Origin of the sequence: Streptomyces sp. G45 (assembly GCF_049542095.1) — a bacterium.
Lineage (GTDB): Bacteria > Actinomycetota > Actinomycetes > Streptomycetales > Streptomycetaceae > Streptomyces.
In genome coordinates this window covers 5,065,144-5,082,825 of sequence record NZ_JBMUZU010000001.1, presented here as the reverse complement: position 1 = coordinate 5,082,825, position 17,682 = coordinate 5,065,144, and the positions used below count along the sequence as shown (strand labels likewise).

General features: G+C 74.4%; 14 protein-coding genes and 1 pseudogene. 10 read left to right on the top strand and 5 right to left on the bottom strand.

Features of this window, described 5'->3' with window-relative positions:
• Nucleotides 1-851: 851 nt before the first annotated feature.
• A complete protein-coding gene (locus tag ACOBQU_RS21375) occupies nt 852-1,790 on the bottom strand; it encodes a DUF3027 domain-containing protein (protein ID WP_423628923.1) in 939 nt (312 codons plus the stop codon).
• 419 nt (nt 1,791-2,209) lie between these two features.
• Between ACOBQU_RS21375 and ACOBQU_RS21370 the strand changes: the two genes are divergently transcribed.
• The 4 genes from ACOBQU_RS21370 to ACOBQU_RS21355 all read left to right on the top strand — a co-directional run bounded on the left by ACOBQU_RS21370 (nt 2,210) and on the right by ACOBQU_RS21355 (nt 5,948).
• Entirely contained in the window at nt 2,210-3,598 is a 1,389-nt protein-coding gene (locus tag ACOBQU_RS21370) for an MFS transporter (RefSeq protein WP_423628922.1), read from the top strand.
• Between the two features lie 301 nt (nt 3,599-3,899).
• Nucleotides 3,900-4,400, top strand: a complete 501-nt coding sequence (locus ACOBQU_RS21365; protein ID WP_423628921.1) for a DUF2771 domain-containing protein — start codon at nt 3,900-3,902, stop codon at nt 4,398-4,400.
• 44 nt (nt 4,401-4,444) lie between these two features.
• Entirely contained in the window at nt 4,445-5,098 is a 654-nt protein-coding gene (locus ACOBQU_RS21360; RefSeq protein WP_423628920.1) for a futalosine hydrolase, read from the top strand.
• Nucleotides 5,091-5,948, top strand: coding sequence for a 1,4-dihydroxy-6-naphthoate synthase (locus ACOBQU_RS21355; protein ID WP_423628919.1), 858 nt, complete (start codon nt 5,091-5,093; stop codon nt 5,946-5,948). Before ACOBQU_RS21360 ends, ACOBQU_RS21355 begins: the two co-directional genes overlap by 8 nt.
• A gap of 266 nt (nt 5,949-6,214) precedes the next feature.
• Here the strand turns inward: ACOBQU_RS21355 and ACOBQU_RS21350 are convergent, their stop codons facing one another.
• Nucleotides 6,215-6,598 (bottom strand): cold-shock protein, encoded by a 384-nt coding sequence (locus ACOBQU_RS21350; protein ID WP_030363393.1) that lies wholly within the window; start codon nt 6,596-6,598, stop codon nt 6,215-6,217.
• Between the two features lie 193 nt (nt 6,599-6,791).
• Here ACOBQU_RS21350 and ACOBQU_RS21345 point away from each other — a divergent pair, with 193 nt between their 5' ends.
• Nucleotides 6,792-7,055 carry a hypothetical protein gene (locus tag ACOBQU_RS21345; RefSeq protein ID WP_423628918.1) on the top strand — a complete coding sequence of 88 codons (264 nt, stop codon included), beginning with the start codon at nt 6,792-6,794 and terminating at the stop codon, nt 7,053-7,055.
• Here the strand turns inward: ACOBQU_RS21345 and ACOBQU_RS21340 are convergent.
• Nucleotides 7,019-7,675: an HAD family hydrolase gene (locus tag ACOBQU_RS21340; RefSeq protein WP_423628917.1), complete on the bottom strand. Its 657-nt coding sequence runs from the start codon at nt 7,673-7,675 to the stop codon at nt 7,019-7,021. The genes ACOBQU_RS21345 and ACOBQU_RS21340 overlap by 37 nt on opposite strands.
• A 152-nt stretch (nt 7,676-7,827) precedes the next feature.
• Here ACOBQU_RS21340 and ACOBQU_RS21335 point away from each other — a divergent pair, with 152 nt between their 5' ends.
• The 4 genes and pseudogenes from ACOBQU_RS21335 to ACOBQU_RS21320 all read left to right on the top strand — a co-directional run bounded on the left by ACOBQU_RS21335 (nt 7,828) and on the right by ACOBQU_RS21320 (nt 11,789).
• Nucleotides 7,828-8,826 (top strand): FecCD family ABC transporter permease, encoded by a 999-nt coding sequence (locus ACOBQU_RS21335; RefSeq protein ID WP_423628916.1) that lies wholly within the window; start codon nt 7,828-7,830, stop codon nt 8,824-8,826.
• Nucleotides 8,823-9,935: a FecCD family ABC transporter permease gene (locus ACOBQU_RS21330; RefSeq protein WP_423628915.1), complete on the top strand. Its 1,113-nt coding sequence runs from the start codon at nt 8,823-8,825 to the stop codon at nt 9,933-9,935. Before ACOBQU_RS21335 ends, ACOBQU_RS21330 begins: the two co-directional genes overlap by 4 nt.
• A complete protein-coding gene (locus ACOBQU_RS21325; protein WP_423628914.1) occupies nt 9,932-10,828 on the top strand; it encodes an ABC transporter ATP-binding protein in 897 nt (298 codons plus the stop codon). Before ACOBQU_RS21330 ends, ACOBQU_RS21325 begins: the two co-directional genes overlap by 4 nt.
• Nucleotides 10,825-11,789: pseudogene (locus ACOBQU_RS21320) on the top strand (ABC transporter substrate-binding protein). The gene ACOBQU_RS21325 and the pseudogene ACOBQU_RS21320 overlap by 4 nt, the downstream one beginning before the upstream one ends.
• Nucleotides 11,790-11,910: 121 nt before the next feature.
• Here ACOBQU_RS21320 and ACOBQU_RS21315 read toward each other — a convergent pair.
• Together ACOBQU_RS21315 and ACOBQU_RS21310 are read right to left on the bottom strand one after the other, a co-directional pair.
• Nucleotides 11,911-13,089 (bottom strand): hypothetical protein, encoded by a 1,179-nt coding sequence (locus ACOBQU_RS21315; protein WP_423628913.1) that lies wholly within the window; start codon nt 13,087-13,089, stop codon nt 11,911-11,913.
• A 174-nt stretch (nt 13,090-13,263) separates the two neighbouring features.
• Nucleotides 13,264-15,678, bottom strand: a complete 2,415-nt coding sequence (locus ACOBQU_RS21310) for a helicase-associated domain-containing protein (RefSeq protein ID WP_423628912.1) — start codon at nt 15,676-15,678, stop codon at nt 13,264-13,266.
• Between the two features lie 129 nt (nt 15,679-15,807).
• Here ACOBQU_RS21310 and ACOBQU_RS21305 point away from each other — a divergent pair, with 129 nt between their 5' ends.
• Nucleotides 15,808-17,448, top strand: a complete 1,641-nt coding sequence (locus tag ACOBQU_RS21305; protein WP_423628911.1) for a DNA repair helicase XPB — start codon at nt 15,808-15,810, stop codon at nt 17,446-17,448.
• The last annotated feature ends 234 nt before the right edge of the window (nt 17,449-17,682 follow it).

Sequence of the window (17,682 nt, the reverse complement as noted above, 5' to 3'; positions counted from 1 at the left end):
CCATCTGGCCGGGGGCCTGATGGGGGGGTGGGGTGGTGTCGCTCTGGGGTTGCTGGGGTTGCTCTGGGCGTGACGTTATCGCGACGCGGCGCCCGCGCGGTCCGTGCCCCTGGCGTGAGCGCCCCTCGTGGGGGTTTGTTCTCCCACCCGCCCGCCGCCGACTGCGGGCGGGTGGGGGGTGCCTTTCCCACCCGCCCGCCCGTGCCCGCCTCGTGGCGGGGCGACGCCCCTCGTGGGGGTTACGCACCGTCGGCGACTGCCGCTGCGCGGGCAGTGCCTTTCCCACCCGCCCACCCGTAACCGCCTCGTGGCGGGGCGACGCCCCTCGTGGGGGTCACGCACCGTCGGCGACTGCCGCTGCGCGGGCAGTGCCTCTCCCACCCGCCCACCCGTGACCGCCTAGTCGCGACGTGGACGTCCCCCGTAGGGGTTGCGCGCCGTCGGCGGGTGCGGGTGCCGGGGAATGCGGTTCGCGAGAGGCACCCATCGGGCGCGCATCAGCGAGGGGCAGGGCGAAGACGCTCCGCGCCCTCACCCAGCCGCAGCCGCCAACGGCGCGCAACCCCCGCCAGGGGCCTCCACCTCTCGAGAGACAGCCACGGGCGGGCGGGTGGGAAAGCACCACCCACCACACAGCCGCAGCCGCCAACGGCGCGCAACCCCCACGGGGGGCGTCCACCTCTCGGGAGACGGTCACGGGCGGGCGGGTGGGAAAACCCCGCCCACCACACAGCGGCAGTCGCCGACGGCGCGCAACCCCCACGGGGGGCGTCCACCTCTCGGGGGACGGTCACGGGCGGGCGGGTGGGAGGGGGCAGGCCCCAGGGGCAGGCGCGCCCCCTTGGGGGAGTTCAGGAGTGGCCCAAGTCCTCGGTCGCATCCGGCGGGGTAACCGAGCCCGTGTCGGCGGCGGGGTGCAGGGGAAGCGGATCGAGCTTCGTCTCGTCCAGGACCGGCGGCGCCGGACGCGGCGGCTTCGGCATGACGGCCGCTTCGGAGTGCCCCCCGCAGCCGTACGACAGGGACACCACGTGGCCGTCCGCCGGACCGAACTCGTTCGCGCAGACACCGAAGGCCTGCCCCAGGGAGCCGCCGATCGGCACCAGGAAGCCGCAGCTCACGCAGGACGCGGGCGCCGCCTGCGCCATCGGCGTCTTCGCCCCGTACCCCTCGTCCCAGCGGTCGGCCGCCGTGTGCAGCCCGTACCGCGACAGGACCCGGGCCCGGCGCATGCCCAGCTCCTCGGCGACCGCCGCGAGGGAGCCGCGCGCGGGCGTCGGCGCGATCTCGGCGGGGGCGCCGTCGGTGACCTCGGCGTCCTCGGCCTCGACGCGCTCGGCCAGCTCCTCGGACAGGACGGAGTTCGGCGGCGGCGCGTCCTCGCCGGTGAAGCCGGGCTCCAGGCGCAGGTCGTCGGCGTCCGTGGGCAGCAGGTCGCCGGGGCCCATGTCGCCGGGGCGCAGCCGCTCGCTCCACGGCACCCACTCGGGGGCGAGGAGGGCGTCCGGGCCGGGCAGCAGGACCGTCTCGTCGAGCGTGACGACCTTCGCGCGGGACGCGCGGGCCACCGTCACCGCCCAGCGCCAGCCGCGGTACCCCGGCTCCTTGCACTCGAAGAGGTGCGTGACCACGCGGTCGCCCTCGACGACGACCTCGACATGCTCACCGACCACACCCGGCGCCGCGGCCTCCTCGGCCGCCGCGCGGGCGAATCCGACCGCCTCGGCGCAGAGGCGGTCGGGGGTGCGCGGGGTGCGCTGGGTACGGCTTCGCGTTGTCGCTGCGCTCACAGGTATCGCTTCTCTCCTACGCCGTCTCACGAGTGCGCCCCCTTACGCGGGGGCACGGACGGAGCGGACCAGCGGGCCGCGTCGACGTCCGCGCCCGACGTCGCCGGGCGCACCTACGCCATCCATTCTGCGGGATGGCTGACAGGCGCGCGGCCGAAGACTGCTGTCGCAGGCGCGTTACGCACGCTACCTGTTCCTGGCCCCTGGGCCCACACCGGCGCTACCGGGTGCTGGGCACCCGGGCCCTTTTCCTTGCCGCTCCGCGGCGGATTTCCTCCCCACCCGCCCGCCCTTCAGTGCGCCAGCGCGATGAAGGGCGGGCGGGTGGGAGAAGCCCGTCCGGCGTTTGAGGACGAGCCGCGGAGCGGCAATGCGACGCGGTATGGGGCGCCCCCGCCAGAAAGGGGCACTATGACTGGGTGGCTGGCATCAAGGTGTCGACGGCTCGCGGGCGGGCCGCCCGGACGGTGGGGCGTGCCCTGCACCTGCCGTTCACCGGGACCGCCCGCGGCATTCGCAAGGCCACGCACGCGCACGGCGCGGGCGAGTCGGGCCTCGGCAAGCTGATCGAACTGCACGCGGTGAACGGCGCGGGCGACGTCATGATCACCGTCTCGCTGGCGTCCACGGTGTTCTTCTCCGTGCCGACGGACGAGGCCCGCGGCCGTGTCGCGCTGTACCTGGCGATCACGATGGCGCCGTTCACGCTCCTCGCCCCCGTCATCGGCCCCCTCCTGGACCGCCTCCCGCACGGCCGCCGCGCCGCCATGGCGGGCGCGATGCTGGCGCGGGCCCTGCTGGCGTTGCTGCTCGCGGGCGCGGTGGCCTCCGGCGGCCTTGAGCTGTACCCGGCGGCGCTCGGCGTCCTCGTCGCGTCGAAGGCGTACGGGGTGGTGCGCAGCGCCGTCGTACCGAGACTGCTGCCGCCCGCGTTCTCCCTGGTCAAGGCGAACTCACGGGTGACGCTGAGCGGGCTGCTCGCCACGGGTGTGGCGGCGCCGATCGGGGCGGGGCTCCAGGCGGTCGGGCCGCGCTGGCCGCTGTACGGGGCGTTCGCGCTGTTCGTCGCGGGCACCTTCCTGTCCTTCACGCTGCCGCCGAAGGTGGACTCGGCGAAGGGCGAGCGCAAGGCGCTGCTCGCCGCCGACGAGCGGCACCTGCACCTGGCGCGCGCCCGCGACCGCCATGACTCGGCGCGGCGCCAGCGGCTCGGGCTGCGCACCGTCGGCCCCTCCGTCACCCACGGCCTGGCCGTCAACGCCGGGCAGCGCGCCCTGTCCGGCTTCCTCATCTTCTTCCTCGCGTTCCTGCTGCGGGAGCATCCGCTGGCCGGGCAGAGCGCGGCGGTCTCGCTGGGCATCGTGGGGGTCGCCGCGGGGACCGGGAACGCGCTCGGTACGGCCGTCGGGGCGTGGCTCAAGGCGCGGGCGCCGGAGCTGATCATCGTGACGGTGGTGGCGGTGGTGCTCGGGGGGGCGGTGTGCGCGGCGCTGTTCTTCGGGACGGTGATGATCGCCGGGCTCGCGACGGTGGCGGGCTTCGCCCAGGCCCTGTCGAAGCTGTCGCTGGACGCGGTGATCCAGCGGGATGTGCCGGAGGAGGTGCGGACGTCGGCGTTCGCCCGTGCGGAGACGCTGCTGCAGATGGCGTGGGTGGTGGGTGGGGGTGTGGGGATCCTGCTGCCGCTGAACGGGACGTTGGGGATGGCCGTGGGCGCGGGGCTCGTGGGGGCGGGGTGGGTGCCGACGGTTCGGGGGCTGTTGGGGGCGGCTCGGCGGGGTGGGGGGCGGTCGGTGCGGGTCGTGTGACCTCGCGGGTGCGCCCCAGACCCGCCCCTTTCCCGAAACCATGGGGCCAGCCCCCTGGCACCCCCGGTTGTCGCCGCTTCGCGGCTCGTCCTCAAACGCCGGACGGGCTGGATCGTCGCGCTGCGCGCTCGCCCTCAAACGCCGGGCGGGCTTGATCCCACCCGCTCGCCCCGGAGGGGGCGGGCGGGTGGGTCCAAGGGGCTCGTGGGCGGGCGTTGAAGGGCGGTGCGGGGCGCCCCCGCCAGGGAAACGCCGGACCCGCCTCGCGGGGAGGCGGGCGGCGCCCGATAGCCTTCCGGTTATGACCTCCCTGGTACCTCGCTCGGCGCGCAGCCGCCGTACCGTCGCCGCGTTCGGCGCCGTATCCGCCGGACTGCTCGTCCTGTCGGCCTGTGACAAGCCGACCCCGCTGGCCACCGTGACGGTCGGCAGCAAGTCCGTGCACTCCGAGGCGGCCTGCTACGACGACGGCAAGGAGCTGAAGTCCGAGGACGTGAAGGACTGTCTGAAGGACAAGACCGACGCCAAGTCGATCACGGTCGACCCGGACGAGAAGGTCCGCTTCGGCGTCGACCCGGAGATCGCCGACAAGGGCTGGATGCTGCTGGTGAACGGCCAGCCGTTCACCGACGTCAGCAAGAAGACGTACCTCGTCATCCCCGGCATGGCGTTCTTCCGCCAGCAGGACGGCAGCAGCGCCTCGTCGACGACCGTGAGCCTGCTGGAGGCCGGTAAGGACGAGGGCGCCGCGAAGGCGACGGGCCTGTGGACGTTCAAGTTCAAGAAGGACAAGGACGCCTGACCGGGTCAGGCACGCGGACCGGACGGCGGCGTCCGCGCGTTCTCGTGGCCACCGCGGTCCCCGCCGAGCGGGACGCGGTGGCCTCCGGTCTGCCCACGGACACCGGCACCGGGGTCGACCTGCTGGTCGCGGGCGTGGGCCCGGCCGCCGCGGCGGCGGCCACGGCGGCGGCGCTGGCCGCGGCGTCCGCCGCCGGTGACCCGTACGGCCTGGTCGTCTCGGCGGGGATCGGCGGCGGCTTCGCGCCGGGCGCCCCCGTGGGCTCCCTGGTCGTCGCCGACGCGATCACCGCGGCGGACCTGGGCGCCGAGACGCCCGACGGCTTCCTGCCGGTCACCGAACTCGGCTTCGGCCGCGTCACGCACACGCCGCCCGCCCCGCTGGTGGACGCCCTCGCCGCCGCGACCGGCGCCGCGAGGGGCACCGTCCTGACCGTCTCCACGGTGACCGGCACCGCCGAGCGCGCCGCCGCCCTGCGCGCCCGCCATCCGCGGGCCCTCGCGGAGGCCATGGAGGGCTTCGGCGTCGCGGAGGCCGCGGCCGTCGCCGGTGCCGCCGTGTGCGAGGTGCGCGCGGTGTCGAACGCGGTGGGCCCCCGCGACCGGGACGCGTGGCGCGTCAAGGACGCGCTCGCCGCGCTGTCGTCCGCGTTCGGGAAGTTCCCGCACGTGGTGGAGGGTTGGAACAGCCATGACTGAACTCCCGGACCGCCCCCTGCGGATCGCGTACTCGCCCTGCCCGAACGACACCTTCGTCTTCGACGCCTGGGCGCACGGCCGTGTGCCGGGCGCGCCCGCGCTCGACGTGACGTTCGCGGACATCGACATCACCAACGGCATGGCCGAGCGCGGCGAGTTCGACGTCCTGAAGGTGTCGTACGCCGTGCTGCCGTACGTCCTCGACGAGTACGCGCTGCTGCCGTGCGGCGGGGCGCTCGGACGGGGCTGCGGGCCGCTGGTGCTCACCCGGGAGCCGGGCCTGGACCTGACGGGCCGGACGGTGGCCGTGCCCAGCGAGCGGTCCACGGCCTATCTGCTGTTCCGGCTGTGGGCCGCGGACGTCCTCGCGGACGGCGTCGGGGAGATCGTCGTGCTGCCCTTCGACCAGATCATGCCCGCGGTGCGGGACGGGAAGGTCGACGCGGGGCTCGTCATCCACGAGGCGCGGTTCACCTATCAGCGGTACGGGCTGCACAAGCTCGCCGACATGGGCGAGCACTGGGAGGCCACGACCGGGCTGCCGATCCCGCTCGGCGCGATCATCGCCAAGCGGGCGCTGGGGGACGACGTGCTGCGGCGGCTCGCCGGGGCCGCGCGGGCGTCCGTGCGGATGGCCTGGGACGACCCCGAGGCGTCCCGGCCGTATGTCCTCGAGCACGCGCAGGAGATGGATCCGGCGGTGGCCGATCAGCACATCGGTCTGTACGTCAACGAGTTCACGGCGGATCTCGGCGAGGACGGTTACGCCGCCGTGCGCGGCCTCCTCACGAGGGCGGCCGCGGAGGGCCTGGTCCCGGCCCTGGCCCCCGACGCCCTCGCGTTCCCGTAACCCTCGCGGGCGCGCCCCAGACCCGCCCCTTCCCGAACCAGGGGCGGCTGCCCCTGGCACCCCGCTTCATTGGCGCTCCGCGCCTCGTCCTCAAACGCCGGACGGGCTAGAACTCTGCCGCACCGGCAGAATCCAGCCCAGCCCGCGACAATCCAGCCCGTCCGGCGTTTGAGGACGAGGCCGAAGGCCGATTTACGGGGGTGCCAGGGGGCAGGCCCCATGGTTTCGGGAAAGGGGCGGGTCTGGGGCGCCCCCCGCGAGGGCCCCTAGACGTCGAGTTGGTCGGCCACCGCGCGCAAGAGCCCCGCGATCTTCGCTCCGGACGCCTTGTCCGGGTAACGCCCCTTCTCCAGCATGGGGGTGATGTTCTCCAGGAGAGTGGTGAGATCCTGCACGATGGACGCCAGCTCATCCGGTTTGCGGCGCTGCGCCGCCGCGACCGACGGAGTCGGGTCGAGAAGGGTCACCGAAAGGGCCTGGTCACCGCGCTGCCCCGCGACGACGCCGAATTCCACGCGCTGGCCGGGCTTGAGTGTGTCGACGCCGTCGGGCAGTACGGAGGAATGCACGAAGACGTCACCGCCGTCGTCGCGGGAGAGAAAGCCGAAGCCCTTCTCGCTGTTGAACCACTTGACCTTGCCGGTAGGCACGTGAAGTCCTCGTCCTCGTACTAGTCGTCGTGTCGGCAGCCGCGCCGCCGCGGGCGCGGTCCGCCGGGCGTAAACGGCTCTGGATAGCACTACAGCGGGTCGCCCGACCCGCCAGCACCAAGACTATGGGTCCCGGGGCCGGTGACAAGACGTCCCCGGTTTCTTCCTACGCGCTGGGAACTACCCTGGTGCGGTGCGTGACAAAACCCAAGCGAATTCCACCGGACCGGGCGACGGCCTCGTACGGATTGGCGCGATCGTTTTCTTCGTCGGCGCCGTGGCCACCCTGGTCACCGTGGCGCCGCTGTTCCTCGGCGGTGACCCTTTCCCGTCCGTCGCGTATGCCGTGTGCATGCTGATGGGCGTGGGGTTCGTGATCGCCGCCGCGGGCGTGCTGCGCGGGATCGCGGTGCAGCGGCGTCAGGCGCGGGCGGCGGCGGGGCCCCCGGCCCGGTAGTCGGCCAGCCAGGCCGGGAAGCGGCGCAAGTCGTCGAGGACGACGTCGGCGCCCGCCGCGCGCAGTTCCGCTGCGTCACACGGACCCGTCGCGACCGCTACGGACAGCGCGCCCGCGGTACGCGCGCCGCGTACGTCGCCGGTGTGGTCCCCGACGTACACCGACGCCCCGTACGCGCGCAGGGCCTCGGCCTTCTTCTCCGCCCACAGGTCACCGACGACGGCGTCCGCGGCGATGCCCAGGTGCTCCACGTGGAGCTTGGCGTTCGGCTCGAACTTGGCGGTCACGACGACCGCCCGGCCCCCGGCGGCGCGCACCGCGTCGACCGCCTCGCGGGCGCCCGGCAGCGCGGGCGTCGCGGCCACCGCGTATGTGGGATACATCTCACGGTAGAGCGCCGCGGTCGCCGCTATCTCCTCGGCCGGGAACCAGTGCGCCAACTCCTGCTCCAGCGGCGGGCCGAGCCGCGTGACCGCCAGGTCCGCGTCGACGTGGGTACCCGTCCGCTCGGCCAGCGCCACATAGCAGGCGTGGATGCCGGGCCGGGAGTCGATCAGGGTCATGTCGAGGTCGAAGCCGACGGTGAGCGCGGCGCGGTCCCGGGGAGTCCGTGAGGTCATGGGGTCCATTGTGCCGAGGGGTGGACGCCGGGGGCCGGGCCATCGCCCCCGCATAGACTTAGCCAAGCCTTACCAATCTCTTCTCGCCTCTTCTCGCCTCTTCGCGTGGCTGATAGTCGCCGTCCGTCCCCGACCCGAAACGAGCCCAGCCGATGCGTGTGTCCGCCAGACGCGCCACCGCCCTCACGGCGGCCGTCGTGGCCCTGCTGCTCGCGGTCCTGTTCAGCCTCGCCGTGGGGGCCCGCGCGATCGCGCCGGGCGCGGTCCTCGACGCCCTGCTCCACGGCGGGCACAGCGACGCCGCCGAGGTGGTCCGCGAGATGCGGGTGCCCCGCACCGTGATCGGCGTCCTCGTCGGCGCCGCCCTCGCCGTCGCGGGCACCGCCCTCCAGGGCATCACCCGCAACCCCATCGCCGACCCCGGCATCCTCGGCATCAGCCAGGGCGCCTCCGTCGGCGTGGTCCTCGCCATCGCCTACACCGGCGTCCACACCCTCACCGGCTACGTCTGGTACGCCTTCGCGGGCGCGGGCCTCGCGGCCGTCGCCGTCTACGCCATCGCCAGCGGCGGCCGCGGCGGCGCGACCCCCGTCAAGCTCGCCCTCGGCGGCGCCGCCGTCAACGCCCTGCTCGTCTCCGTCACCACCGCCGTCCTCACCACCAAGGCGTCGGCGCTGGACGAGTTCCGCTTCTGGCAGGTGGGGTCGCTGTCCGGCCGCGACGCCGAGATCGTCACGCAGATCTGGCCGTTCCTGCTGGTGGGCCTCGTCCTGGTGCTGTCCGTGGCCCGCGGCCTCGACGCGCTCGCGCTCGGCGAGGACGTCGCCAAGGGGCTCGGCCAGAACGTCGCCGCCGTACGGATCGTCGGCGGGCTCGGCGCCACCGTGCTCACCGGCGCCGGCGTCGCCGCCGCCGGGCCCATCGCCTTCACCGGCCTCGCCGTGCCGCACATCGCCCGCGCCATCGTCGGCAGCGACCACCGCTGGGTGCTGCCGCTGGCCGCCCTCATCGGCCCCGTCATGCTGCTCGTCTCCGACACCGTCGGCCGGATCGTGTTCCCGCCGAGCGAGGTCCCCGCGGGCGTCATGACGGCCCTCATCGGGGTGCCGTTCCTGGTGACCCTGGTGCGCCGGAAGGCGGTGGCAGCGTGAACACGACGACGGACCCGGCCACGACGCCCCGCCCCGCCCCCGGCGCCGGGCGCCCCACCCGGGTGCGCCCGGCCGGACACGCCGTGCTCCGCTTCCGGAAGGCCACCTTCCTGGTGCACCGCAGGGCCACGGCGGTCGCCGCCGTCCTCGCCCTGCTCCTGGCCGCGGCCTGCCTGGCGTACCTGTGCGTCGGCGAGACCTTCGTGCCGCCCGCCGAGGTCGTCAAGGTCCTCCTCGGCCAGCCCTCCCCCGACGAGCTGGTCGTGGGCACGCTGCGCGAACCCCGCATGACCGTCGGCCTCCTCGTCGGCGCCGCCTTCGGCGTGGCGGGCGCCCTCATCCAGACCGTCGCCCGCAACCCGCTCGCCAGCCCCGACATCATCGGCATCAGCCAGGGCGCCAGCGCCGTCACGGTCGCCGCGATGACCTTCGGCCTCACCTCGTACACGCTCCTTCCGTACGTGTCCGTCGCGGGCGGCATCCTCGCCGCGGCCCTGGTGTACGTCTTCGCGTGGCGCGGCGGGCTGCACGCCACCCGGTTCGTGCTGATCGGCATCGGCTTCGCGATCGCCCTGCGGTCGGTGACCACGCTGTTCATGACGAAGGGCGACTACCTCGTCGCGCAGCAGGCGCAGATCTGGATGACCGGCTCCCTCAACGGCCGCGGCTGGGCCGAGGCCGAGCCGCTGTCCGTGACGCTGCTCGTGCTGCTGCCCTGTATCGCCTGGGCGGCCCGCGCCCAGCGCACCGTATCCATGGACGACGACACCGCCACCGCCCTCGGCGTCCGGCTCGGCCGGGTGCGGCTCGGGCTCGTCGCGCTCGGCGTGGTCCTCGCGTCGGTGGCCACCGGCGCCGCGGGCCCCGTCGACTTCGTCGCCCTGCTCGCCCCGCAGATCGCCCGCCGCCTCACCCGCACCGCGCAGATCCCGCTGGTCAGCTCGGCGCTCCTCGGCGCCCTCGTGGTGGTCCTCGCCGACCTGCTGGCCCGCAAGCTGTTCGCGCCGACCGAGCTGCCCGTCGGCGTGCTCACCGCGGCCGTCGGGGCGCCGTACCTGATCTGGCTCATCGTCCGCAGCCGTTCCGTCCGCAATGGAGGCACCGCGTGACCGCCCCCGTCGACTCCGCCCCCGCGCGCCTGACCGCCCGCGGGCTGACCCTCGCCTACGAGGACCGCACCGTCGTGCACGACCTCGACCTCGCGATCCCCGACGGCCGGGTCACCGTCATCGTCGGCCCCAACGCCTGCGGCAAGTCCACCACCCTGCGCGCGCTCGGGCGGCTGCTGCGGCCCCGGGGCGGCGCCGTCCTCCTCGACGGCGAGGAGCTGGCGAAGCTGCCCACGCGGCGCATCGCCCAGCGGATCGGGCTGCTCCCGCAGACGCCCGTCGCCCCCGAGGCCATCACCGTCAGCGACCTGGTGGCCCGCGGCCGCCAGCCGCACCAGCGCTGGTGGCAGCAGTGGTCCGACGCCGACGAGCGCGCCGTCACCGAGGCCATGGAGCGCACCGACGTCGCCGCGCTCGCCGACCGCTCCGTGGACGAGCTGTCCGGCGGGCAGCGGCAGCGCGTATGGATCGCCATGGCCCTCGCCCAGGAGACCGAGCTGCTCCTGCTCGACGAGCCCACCACCTACCTGGACATCGCCCACCAGGTCGAGGTCCTGGACCTGGTCCGGCAGCTCAACCACGACCGCGGCCGCACCGTCGCCGTCGTCCTGCACGACCTCAACCAGGCCGCCCGCTACGCCGACCACCTGGTGGCCATGAAGCAGGGCCGGGTCGTCGCCGAGGGCCCGCCCGAGGACGTCGTCACCGCCGACCTCGTACGGGACGTCTTCGGCCTGGAGTGCGTGGTCGTCCCCGATCCGGTGACCGGGTCCCCGCTGGTGGTGCCCGGCAGCCCCTGGCAGCCCCAGGATCTCGCACCCGAGCAGTCACCTCTCGACGAAAGCCCCGACGAACGCCCCGACGAACGCCTCGACGAAAGGCCCGCTCCATGACCCTGTCCCGTCGCGCCCTCACCACCGGCGCCCTCGCCCTGACCGGCGCGCTCGCGCTGTCCGCCTGCGGCTCCTCCGACGACGACACGCCCTCGGGCTCCGGCAGGACGCACACCGTCAAGACCGCCATGGGCGACGTGAAGGTGCCCGTCGCGCCGAAGCGCGTCGTCGTGCTCGACACCGCCGAGCTGGACTCCGCGCTCACCCTCGGCGTGAAGCCGGTCGGCGCCACGCACGTCGAGGCCGCGGGCGGCTTCCCCAGCTACCTGCCCAAGGACGAGCTGACGGGCGTCAAGGACGTCGGCGAGCTGATGAACCCCAACATGGAGGCCATCGCCGGTCTCAAGCCCGACCTGATCCTCACCTCCAAGGTCCGGCACGCCGCCAAGTACGACGCGCTGAAGAAGATCGCGCCGACCGTCATGACGGAGACCACCGGCTACCCCTGGAAGGAGAACTTCCAGACCCACGCCGACGCGCTCGGCAAGAAGGCCGAGGCGAAGAAGGCCGTCGCCGACTACGACGCGCGCGTCAAGAAGGTCACGGCGGCCCTCGGCGGCCCCGCGAAGGCCAAGGCCACCGAGGTCAACGTGGTCCGCTTCGTGGAGGGCGCCGACATCCGCGTCTACGGCGAGCAGTCGTACATCGCCACCCTGCTCAAGGACGTCGGCCTCGGCCGCGCCCCCTCTCCCAGAAGGCCAAGGACGGCTTCTCGTACGACCTGAGCCCCGAGAAGATCGACCTCGCCGACACCGACGTCATCTTCCGCTCCACGTACGGCGACCCGAAGAAGGCCAAGGAGTCCCAGACCGTGAACAGCGGCCTGTGGAAGAACATGAGGGCCGTCAAGTCCGGCAACGTGCACGTCGTCGACGACGAGCTGTGGATCCAGGGCATCGGCTACACCGCCGCCGAGAAGATCCTGGACGAGATGCGGCGGGACCTGACGAAGAAGAAGTGACCCGGCTCCGACGGCCGGACGACGTGAGGCCGCGAGAAGGTGACACCCTCGGCGCGAGTGTCACCTTTTCCCGGCGACAGGTTCTGCCTCCGGGCCGCCGCCCCGGCCGCGGGGCGGGAGGCTACTCCCCCTCGCCCGGCTCCCCCGCGGGCCGCTGCCTCTGCGAGCGCCACACCAGGAACAGCGCCGAGCCGATCGCCGCGCCGCGCACCACCCACGGCCAGGTGCCCGAAAGCGCCTCGTTCATATGGCCCTTGGCGATCGGCTCGCCCCACTTGCCCTGCGAGCGGCCCCACAGCCAGGCGATGCCGCCCGCGACGGACAGCGCGGGCATGCCGATCACCGCGCACTTCACCTCCGCGCGGCTGAGCTTCTTCGAGAACCACGCGATGACCCAACCGCCGCCCAGCGCGAACCAGTTGCCGATGGCCGCGCCGACGACCAGCGCCGCGGCGGCGAGCAGCAGCAGCGGGTTGGACAGCGAGCGGATGCTGGCGAGGGCGCCCAGAACGGGGGTGGCCTCCCTGCCGCGGGCGGCGCTCCCCCCGGCGCCCTCCGCCCCGGACTCCTCGGACTCCTCGGACTCCTCGGCTTCCTCGGGCTCTTCGTACGCCGTGGGCTTGCGGGGCCCGGGAGGCTTGCGGAGCCTGTCGCGCTCGGCGTCGGCCGCCTTCTCCGTGCCGGTGCCCGGCTTCGCCATGTCGACCGGGGGGCGCTTCAGCATCTCCGGGATCTCGATGCCGCCCACGAAGCCGGGCGCGCCCTCCACGCCCTCCGACGGGGAGTGCTGGACGCGCCACCAGTCGGGCTCGATGTCCGGTGCGGAGTCGCCCAGTTCGTCCAGGCCCAGCAGGTGGGGCGGCGTGGGGCGCGGCGCCGTCGGCGGTTCGGGGGCCGGGGCGGGGGCGGGGGCCGCCTCCGCCGCGGAGCGCGGGCGCGGGACCACCCGGCGCAGGCGTCGGCTCGCCTCGGACCGCAGGCTCGCCGAGAGCCGGGGCTCCGGCTTGCGGGGCTCCGGGCGCCGCGGCTCGGGCTGCGGGGCCGCGGCGGCGGGGCTGGCGGCCGCGTCGCCCGAGGGGTTCGCCGCCGCCTCGACCAGGTCGTCCGGTGTGCCGAGGCGGTCCAGGATGCGGCGGACCGCCACCGGGCCGTCGGGGCCCTTGGCGCGGCGGCGCTCGATCTCGCCGCGCAGCTCGGACACGAGCCGCATGCGGACACCGGACGGCAGCTGGCGCTGCTGTGCCAGGTCGCCGACGCGGCTCAGGTAGTCGAAGACGAGCTGGTCGCTCTCGATCCCCACGAACTTCCCTCCGGGGGGTGCGGTGTTGGGGTGCCCGGCATTGACGTTACCGTTTGCCCTGCCTTGCCGTCGTCCGGCTGCGACTTCGTTGTGGCTGGTCGCGCAGTTCCCCGCGCCCCATCGGGCGCGGTCCCCACCGGGCGCGGTCCCCACCGGGCGCGGGCTCAAGAGTCGTTACTCGTCCGCCAGTTCCGCCACGCCCGTGATGCGGTGCAGGGGGTAGGTGCGGACCTCGTCCGCCGTGTGGTCGTACGCCGTGACGAAGCCGCCCTCCACGCGGATGGGGGCGATGACGTGCTGGCTCGCGGCGCCGTCGGCGTTGACGTAGCCGATCCAGAGGGCCTCGCCGGTGAGGACGGCCGCCTGGACCGTGGCCAGGGTCTCGGCCGGTGTGGTCCGGGGCGGCTCGCCGGGCGCGGCGGTGGTGGCGGGGCCGGGCTTGCGCGGGGTGGTGGACGCCAGGTCCCCGGCGCGGATGGCCCGTACGGCGGCGTCGACGAGGGGGGCGTCGGGCAGCGGCGGGCCGTCGGGGACGGGCTCGGGCGCGGTGCGCGGCGGGGTGCGGTGGCTGTGGGCGCGGGTGATGAGGACGTCGCCGTCGGCGCTCTCGGCGGCGGGCGCGAAGCCCATGGCGCGCAGCCCGTCGAGGAGCGCGGCCGGGTCGGCCTGGGCGGCGAGGACGGTGGGCGCGAGGCGGCGCAGGCGCAGGTCCTGGGAGCGCTTGTCCGCCAGGATCTCCTCCAGGACGCCCTCGTCGTCGCAGCGCACATACGCCGAGGCGGCGCCGACGCGCAGGTGGCCGTGTCTGCGGGCCACGTCGTCGATCAGGTACGTCAGGGGCTGCGGGACCGGCGTACGGGAGTGCGCGGCGAGGAAGGCGTGCAGGTCGGAGGCGCTCTGCCCGGCGTCGAGGGCGCGGCGTACGGAGCCCTGCGTGAAGCGGTAGACGGTGGCGCCGCCCTTGGACTCGACGTCGGCGAGCACGGCGAGGGCGTCCGCGAGCGGGCGCTCCAGCGGGCCCGGCGCGACGGCCGTGAGGTCGGCCTGGAGCAGGACGTGGTCGAGGGGTTCGGGCAGCAGGGGCGCGAGCCGTTTGACGGCGGCCTGCGCGGCGGCGGCCCGCTCGACGGGGGTGGTGCCCTCCCCCAGCAGGGCCCGCCCGTGGCCCGACAGCGCGCCGCGCCCCGTCACGCCGAGGAGTTCGGCCTCCTCCAGGGTCCAGTGGGCGAGGCGGGAGCGCAGGTCGGAGGCGCCCGCGGCCGGGGGCCGCTCCCAGGTGAGGCGGGCGAGCACGGACTCCGGGTCGGGGGCGGCCCCTTCGGGGAGCGCGGCGAGGAGGGTGAGGACGCGGTGGCGCACCTCGGGCGCGGCGGAGCGGTCGAGGCCGGGGCCGAGCGCGGACAGGGCGCGGTCCTTGCCGTCGCGGCCGCCGACGACGCCCGCGGTGCGGGTCGCGGTGAGCCAGGCGGTGGCGAGCGCCGCCCAGCGCTCGGCGGCGGGCAGCTCCAGCCAGGTGTCGTACGCGGGCGTCGCCGCGTACCGCTCGTCGGTCTCGCCGTCGGCGGCGATCAGCCCGGCCGCGTACGCCAGCTCCACCCAGAACGCGGCCCGCGGCTCGGTGGTGTCGAGGGCGACGGCGGTGCGCTTGAGGTCGCGTACGCTCAGGCCGCCCGCGCGCAGCACGGCGGGGCCGCCCTCGTCCCAGTCCTTGAGGAGTTCCTCGACGGTGGCGAGCGCCGTGTGCGCCTGGCCCGCGGCGGTGGCGTCCACCACCTGGGGGCGGTACGTGCGGGCCGCCTCCACGGGCGGCGGCACGGCCTCCAGGGCGCGGTGCGCGCGGCCGCCGCGCAGGTGCAGGGCGGCCTCGCGGGGCAGCACGACGGTGCCGGGCGCGGCCGGGAGCAGCAGGCCCCGGTCCAGGAGCCAGCGCACGTGCGCCGCGGGCTCGGCGCTGACCTGCCCGTACGGCGGCCCCCACACGAGCCGCGACAGCACCTCGACCGACTCGGCGGGCGCGGAGTCGAGCAGCGCGGACATCCGCTCCCGGTCGGTGAACAGGCCCGTCAGCGCCTCGACGGCCGACACCGCGTCGTGCGTGGAGCCGAGGCCCGCCGCCGTCACCAGGCTCTGCACGCGGCCCGGCGACATCCCGGCGACGGCCTCGGCGACGGTCGGCCCGAGCCCGGTCGGCGAGGGCCGCTGCGGCGTCGGCGTCAGCAGCTCCCGCGCGGTCCGCACCAGGCGCAGCCGGTCGTCGGGCCCCCAGACGAGGGCCTGCCCGCGCAGCGTGCCGAGCGCCCGGTCGAGGGCGCCCGCCGGTGCCTCGTCGAGCAGCCCGGCCAGCTCCTCGTACGACGCCGGGTCGGACGCCACCGCCAGGGCCTCCGCGACCTGCTGCGCGAACCGGTCGAGCCGGTCCAGGGCCCGCACCACGGACGCGCGCGTGCCCGCCCGCGTCGCGAGCTGCGTCAGATCGCTCGGAACCGGCGTGAGGAGGTCCGGCCGGGCCCGCAACAGCGCGACCAGCGTCGCGTCATCACTCGCCCGGAGGGCTTCCGCCAGTGAACGGGGTGCGTCCGGGGTGCTCATCCTCGCCACGTTAGCGGGTCCCTCCGACGGCGACGGGCCGCGGCGCCCGCCCGGCGCGCGCGGCGGGGCCGCCCCGGGCGCCGATGCGGCACACTGGACGTTTGGCCCGCGCGGAAGGGATGCACGTACGTGAACGGACCGCTGATCGTCCAGTCGGACAAGACGCTCCTCCTGGAAGTCGACCACGAGCTGGCCGACGCCTGCCGTCGGGCGATCGCGCCGTTCGCGGAGCTGGAGCGCGCCCCCGAGCACATCCACACCTACCGCGTGACGCCGCTCGGCCTGTGGAACGCCCGCGCCGCCGGGCACGACGCCGAGCAGGTCGTGGACGCGCTGGTGGAGTACTCCCGCTACCCGGTGCCGCACGCGCTGCTCGTGGACGTCGCCGAGACGATGGCCCGCTACGGCCGCCTCACGCTGTCCAAGCACCCCACGCACGGCCTGGTCCTCACCACCACCGACCGGCCCGTCCTGGAGGAGATCCTGCGGTCGAAGAAGGTGCAGCCGCTGGTCGGCGCCCGCATCGACCCGGACACGGTCGCCGTGCACCCCTCCGAGCGCGGCCAGATCAAGCAGACGCTGCTGAAGCTGGGCTGGCCCGCCGAGGACCTCGCCGGGTACATCGACGGCGAGGCCCACAAGATCGACCTGAACGAGGACGGCTGGGCGCTGCGCCCCTACCAGCGGCAGGCCGTGGAGGGCTTCTGGCACGGCGGCAGCGGCGTGGTCGTGCTGCCGTGCGGGGCGGGCAAGACCCTGGTCGGCGCGGGTGCCATGGCCGAGGCGAAGGCGACGACCCTGATCCTCGTCACCAACACCGTCTCCGCCCGCCAGTGGAAGCACGAGCTGGTCAAGCGGACCTCGCTCACCGAGGACGAGATCGGCGAGTACAGCGGTACGAAGAAGGAGATCCGCCCGGTCACCATCGCCACGTACCAGGTCCTGACGACCAAGCGGAAGGGCGTCTACCCGCACCTGGAGCTGTTCGACTCCCGGGACTGGGGCCTCATCGTCTACGACGAGGTGCACCTGCTGCCCGCGCCGGTCTTCAAGTTCACCGCCGACCTCCAGGCGCGCCGCCGCCTCGGCCTGACGGCCACGCTGGTACGGGAGGACGGCCGCGAGTCGGACGTGTTCTCCCTCATCGGCCCCAAGCGGTTCGACGCGCCCTGGAAGGAGATCGAGGCCCAGGGGTACATCGCCCCCGCCGACTGCGTCGAGGTCCGCGTCGACCTGACCGACTCCGAGCGGCTCGCCTACGCCACGGCCGAGGCGGAGGAGAAGTACCGCTTCTGCGCCACGACCGCCACGAAGCGGAAGGTGACCGAGGCGATCGTCCGGAAGTTCGCGGGCCAGCAGATCCTCGTCATCGGCCAGTACATCGACCAGCTCGACGAGCTGGGCGAGCACCTGGGCGCGCCCGTCATCAAGGGCGAGACGTCCAACGCGCAGCGCGAGAAGCTCTTCGACGCGTTCCGGGAGGGCGAGATCAGCGTCCTCGTCGTGTCGAAGGTCGCCAACTTCTCCATCGACCTGCCGGAGGCGACGGTCGCCATCCAGGTGTCCGGCACGTTCGGGTCCCGGCAGGAGGAGGCCCAGCGGCTCGGCCGCGTGCTGCGGCCGAAGGCCGACGGGCACCAGGCGCACTTCTACTCCGTGGTGGCCCGCGACACCATCGACCAGGACTTCGCGGCGCACCGCCAGCGGTTCCTGGCTGAGCAGGGGTATGCGTACCGCATCGTCGACGCGGCGTCGCTGCTCGCGGAGTAAGCACCCCCGCCCTCAAACGCCGGGCAGGCTCGATTCCCCCATTGCCGCTGCGCGCCCCGTCCTCAATCGCCGGACAGGCTTTTCCCCCACCCACCCGCCCTCCATGGCCGCTCCGCGGCCCGTCCTCAAACGCCGGACGGGCTTCTTCCCCCACCCACCCGCCCTCCATAGCCGCTCCACGGGCCGTCCTCAAACGCCGGACGGGCTCTTCCCCCACCCACCCGCCCTCCATAG

Coding starts and splice junctions, on each gene's coding strand:
- ACOBQU_RS21365 (WP_423628921.1), top strand. CDS start 3,900: ATGACCTCCCTGGTACCTCGCTCGGCGCGCAGCCGCCGTACCGTCGCC.
- ACOBQU_RS21355 (WP_423628919.1), top strand. CDS start 5,091: ATGACTGAACTCCCGGACCGCCCCCTGCGGATCGCGTACTCGCCCTGC.
- ACOBQU_RS21340 (WP_423628917.1), bottom strand. CDS start 7,675: ATGACCTCACGGACTCCCCGGGACCGCGCCGCGCTCACCGTCGGCTTC.
- ACOBQU_RS21335 (WP_423628916.1), top strand. CDS start 7,828: ATGCGTGTGTCCGCCAGACGCGCCACCGCCCTCACGGCGGCCGTCGTG.
- ACOBQU_RS21310 (WP_423628912.1), bottom strand. CDS start 15,678: ATGAGCACCCCGGACGCACCCCGTTCACTGGCGGAAGCCCTCCGGGCG.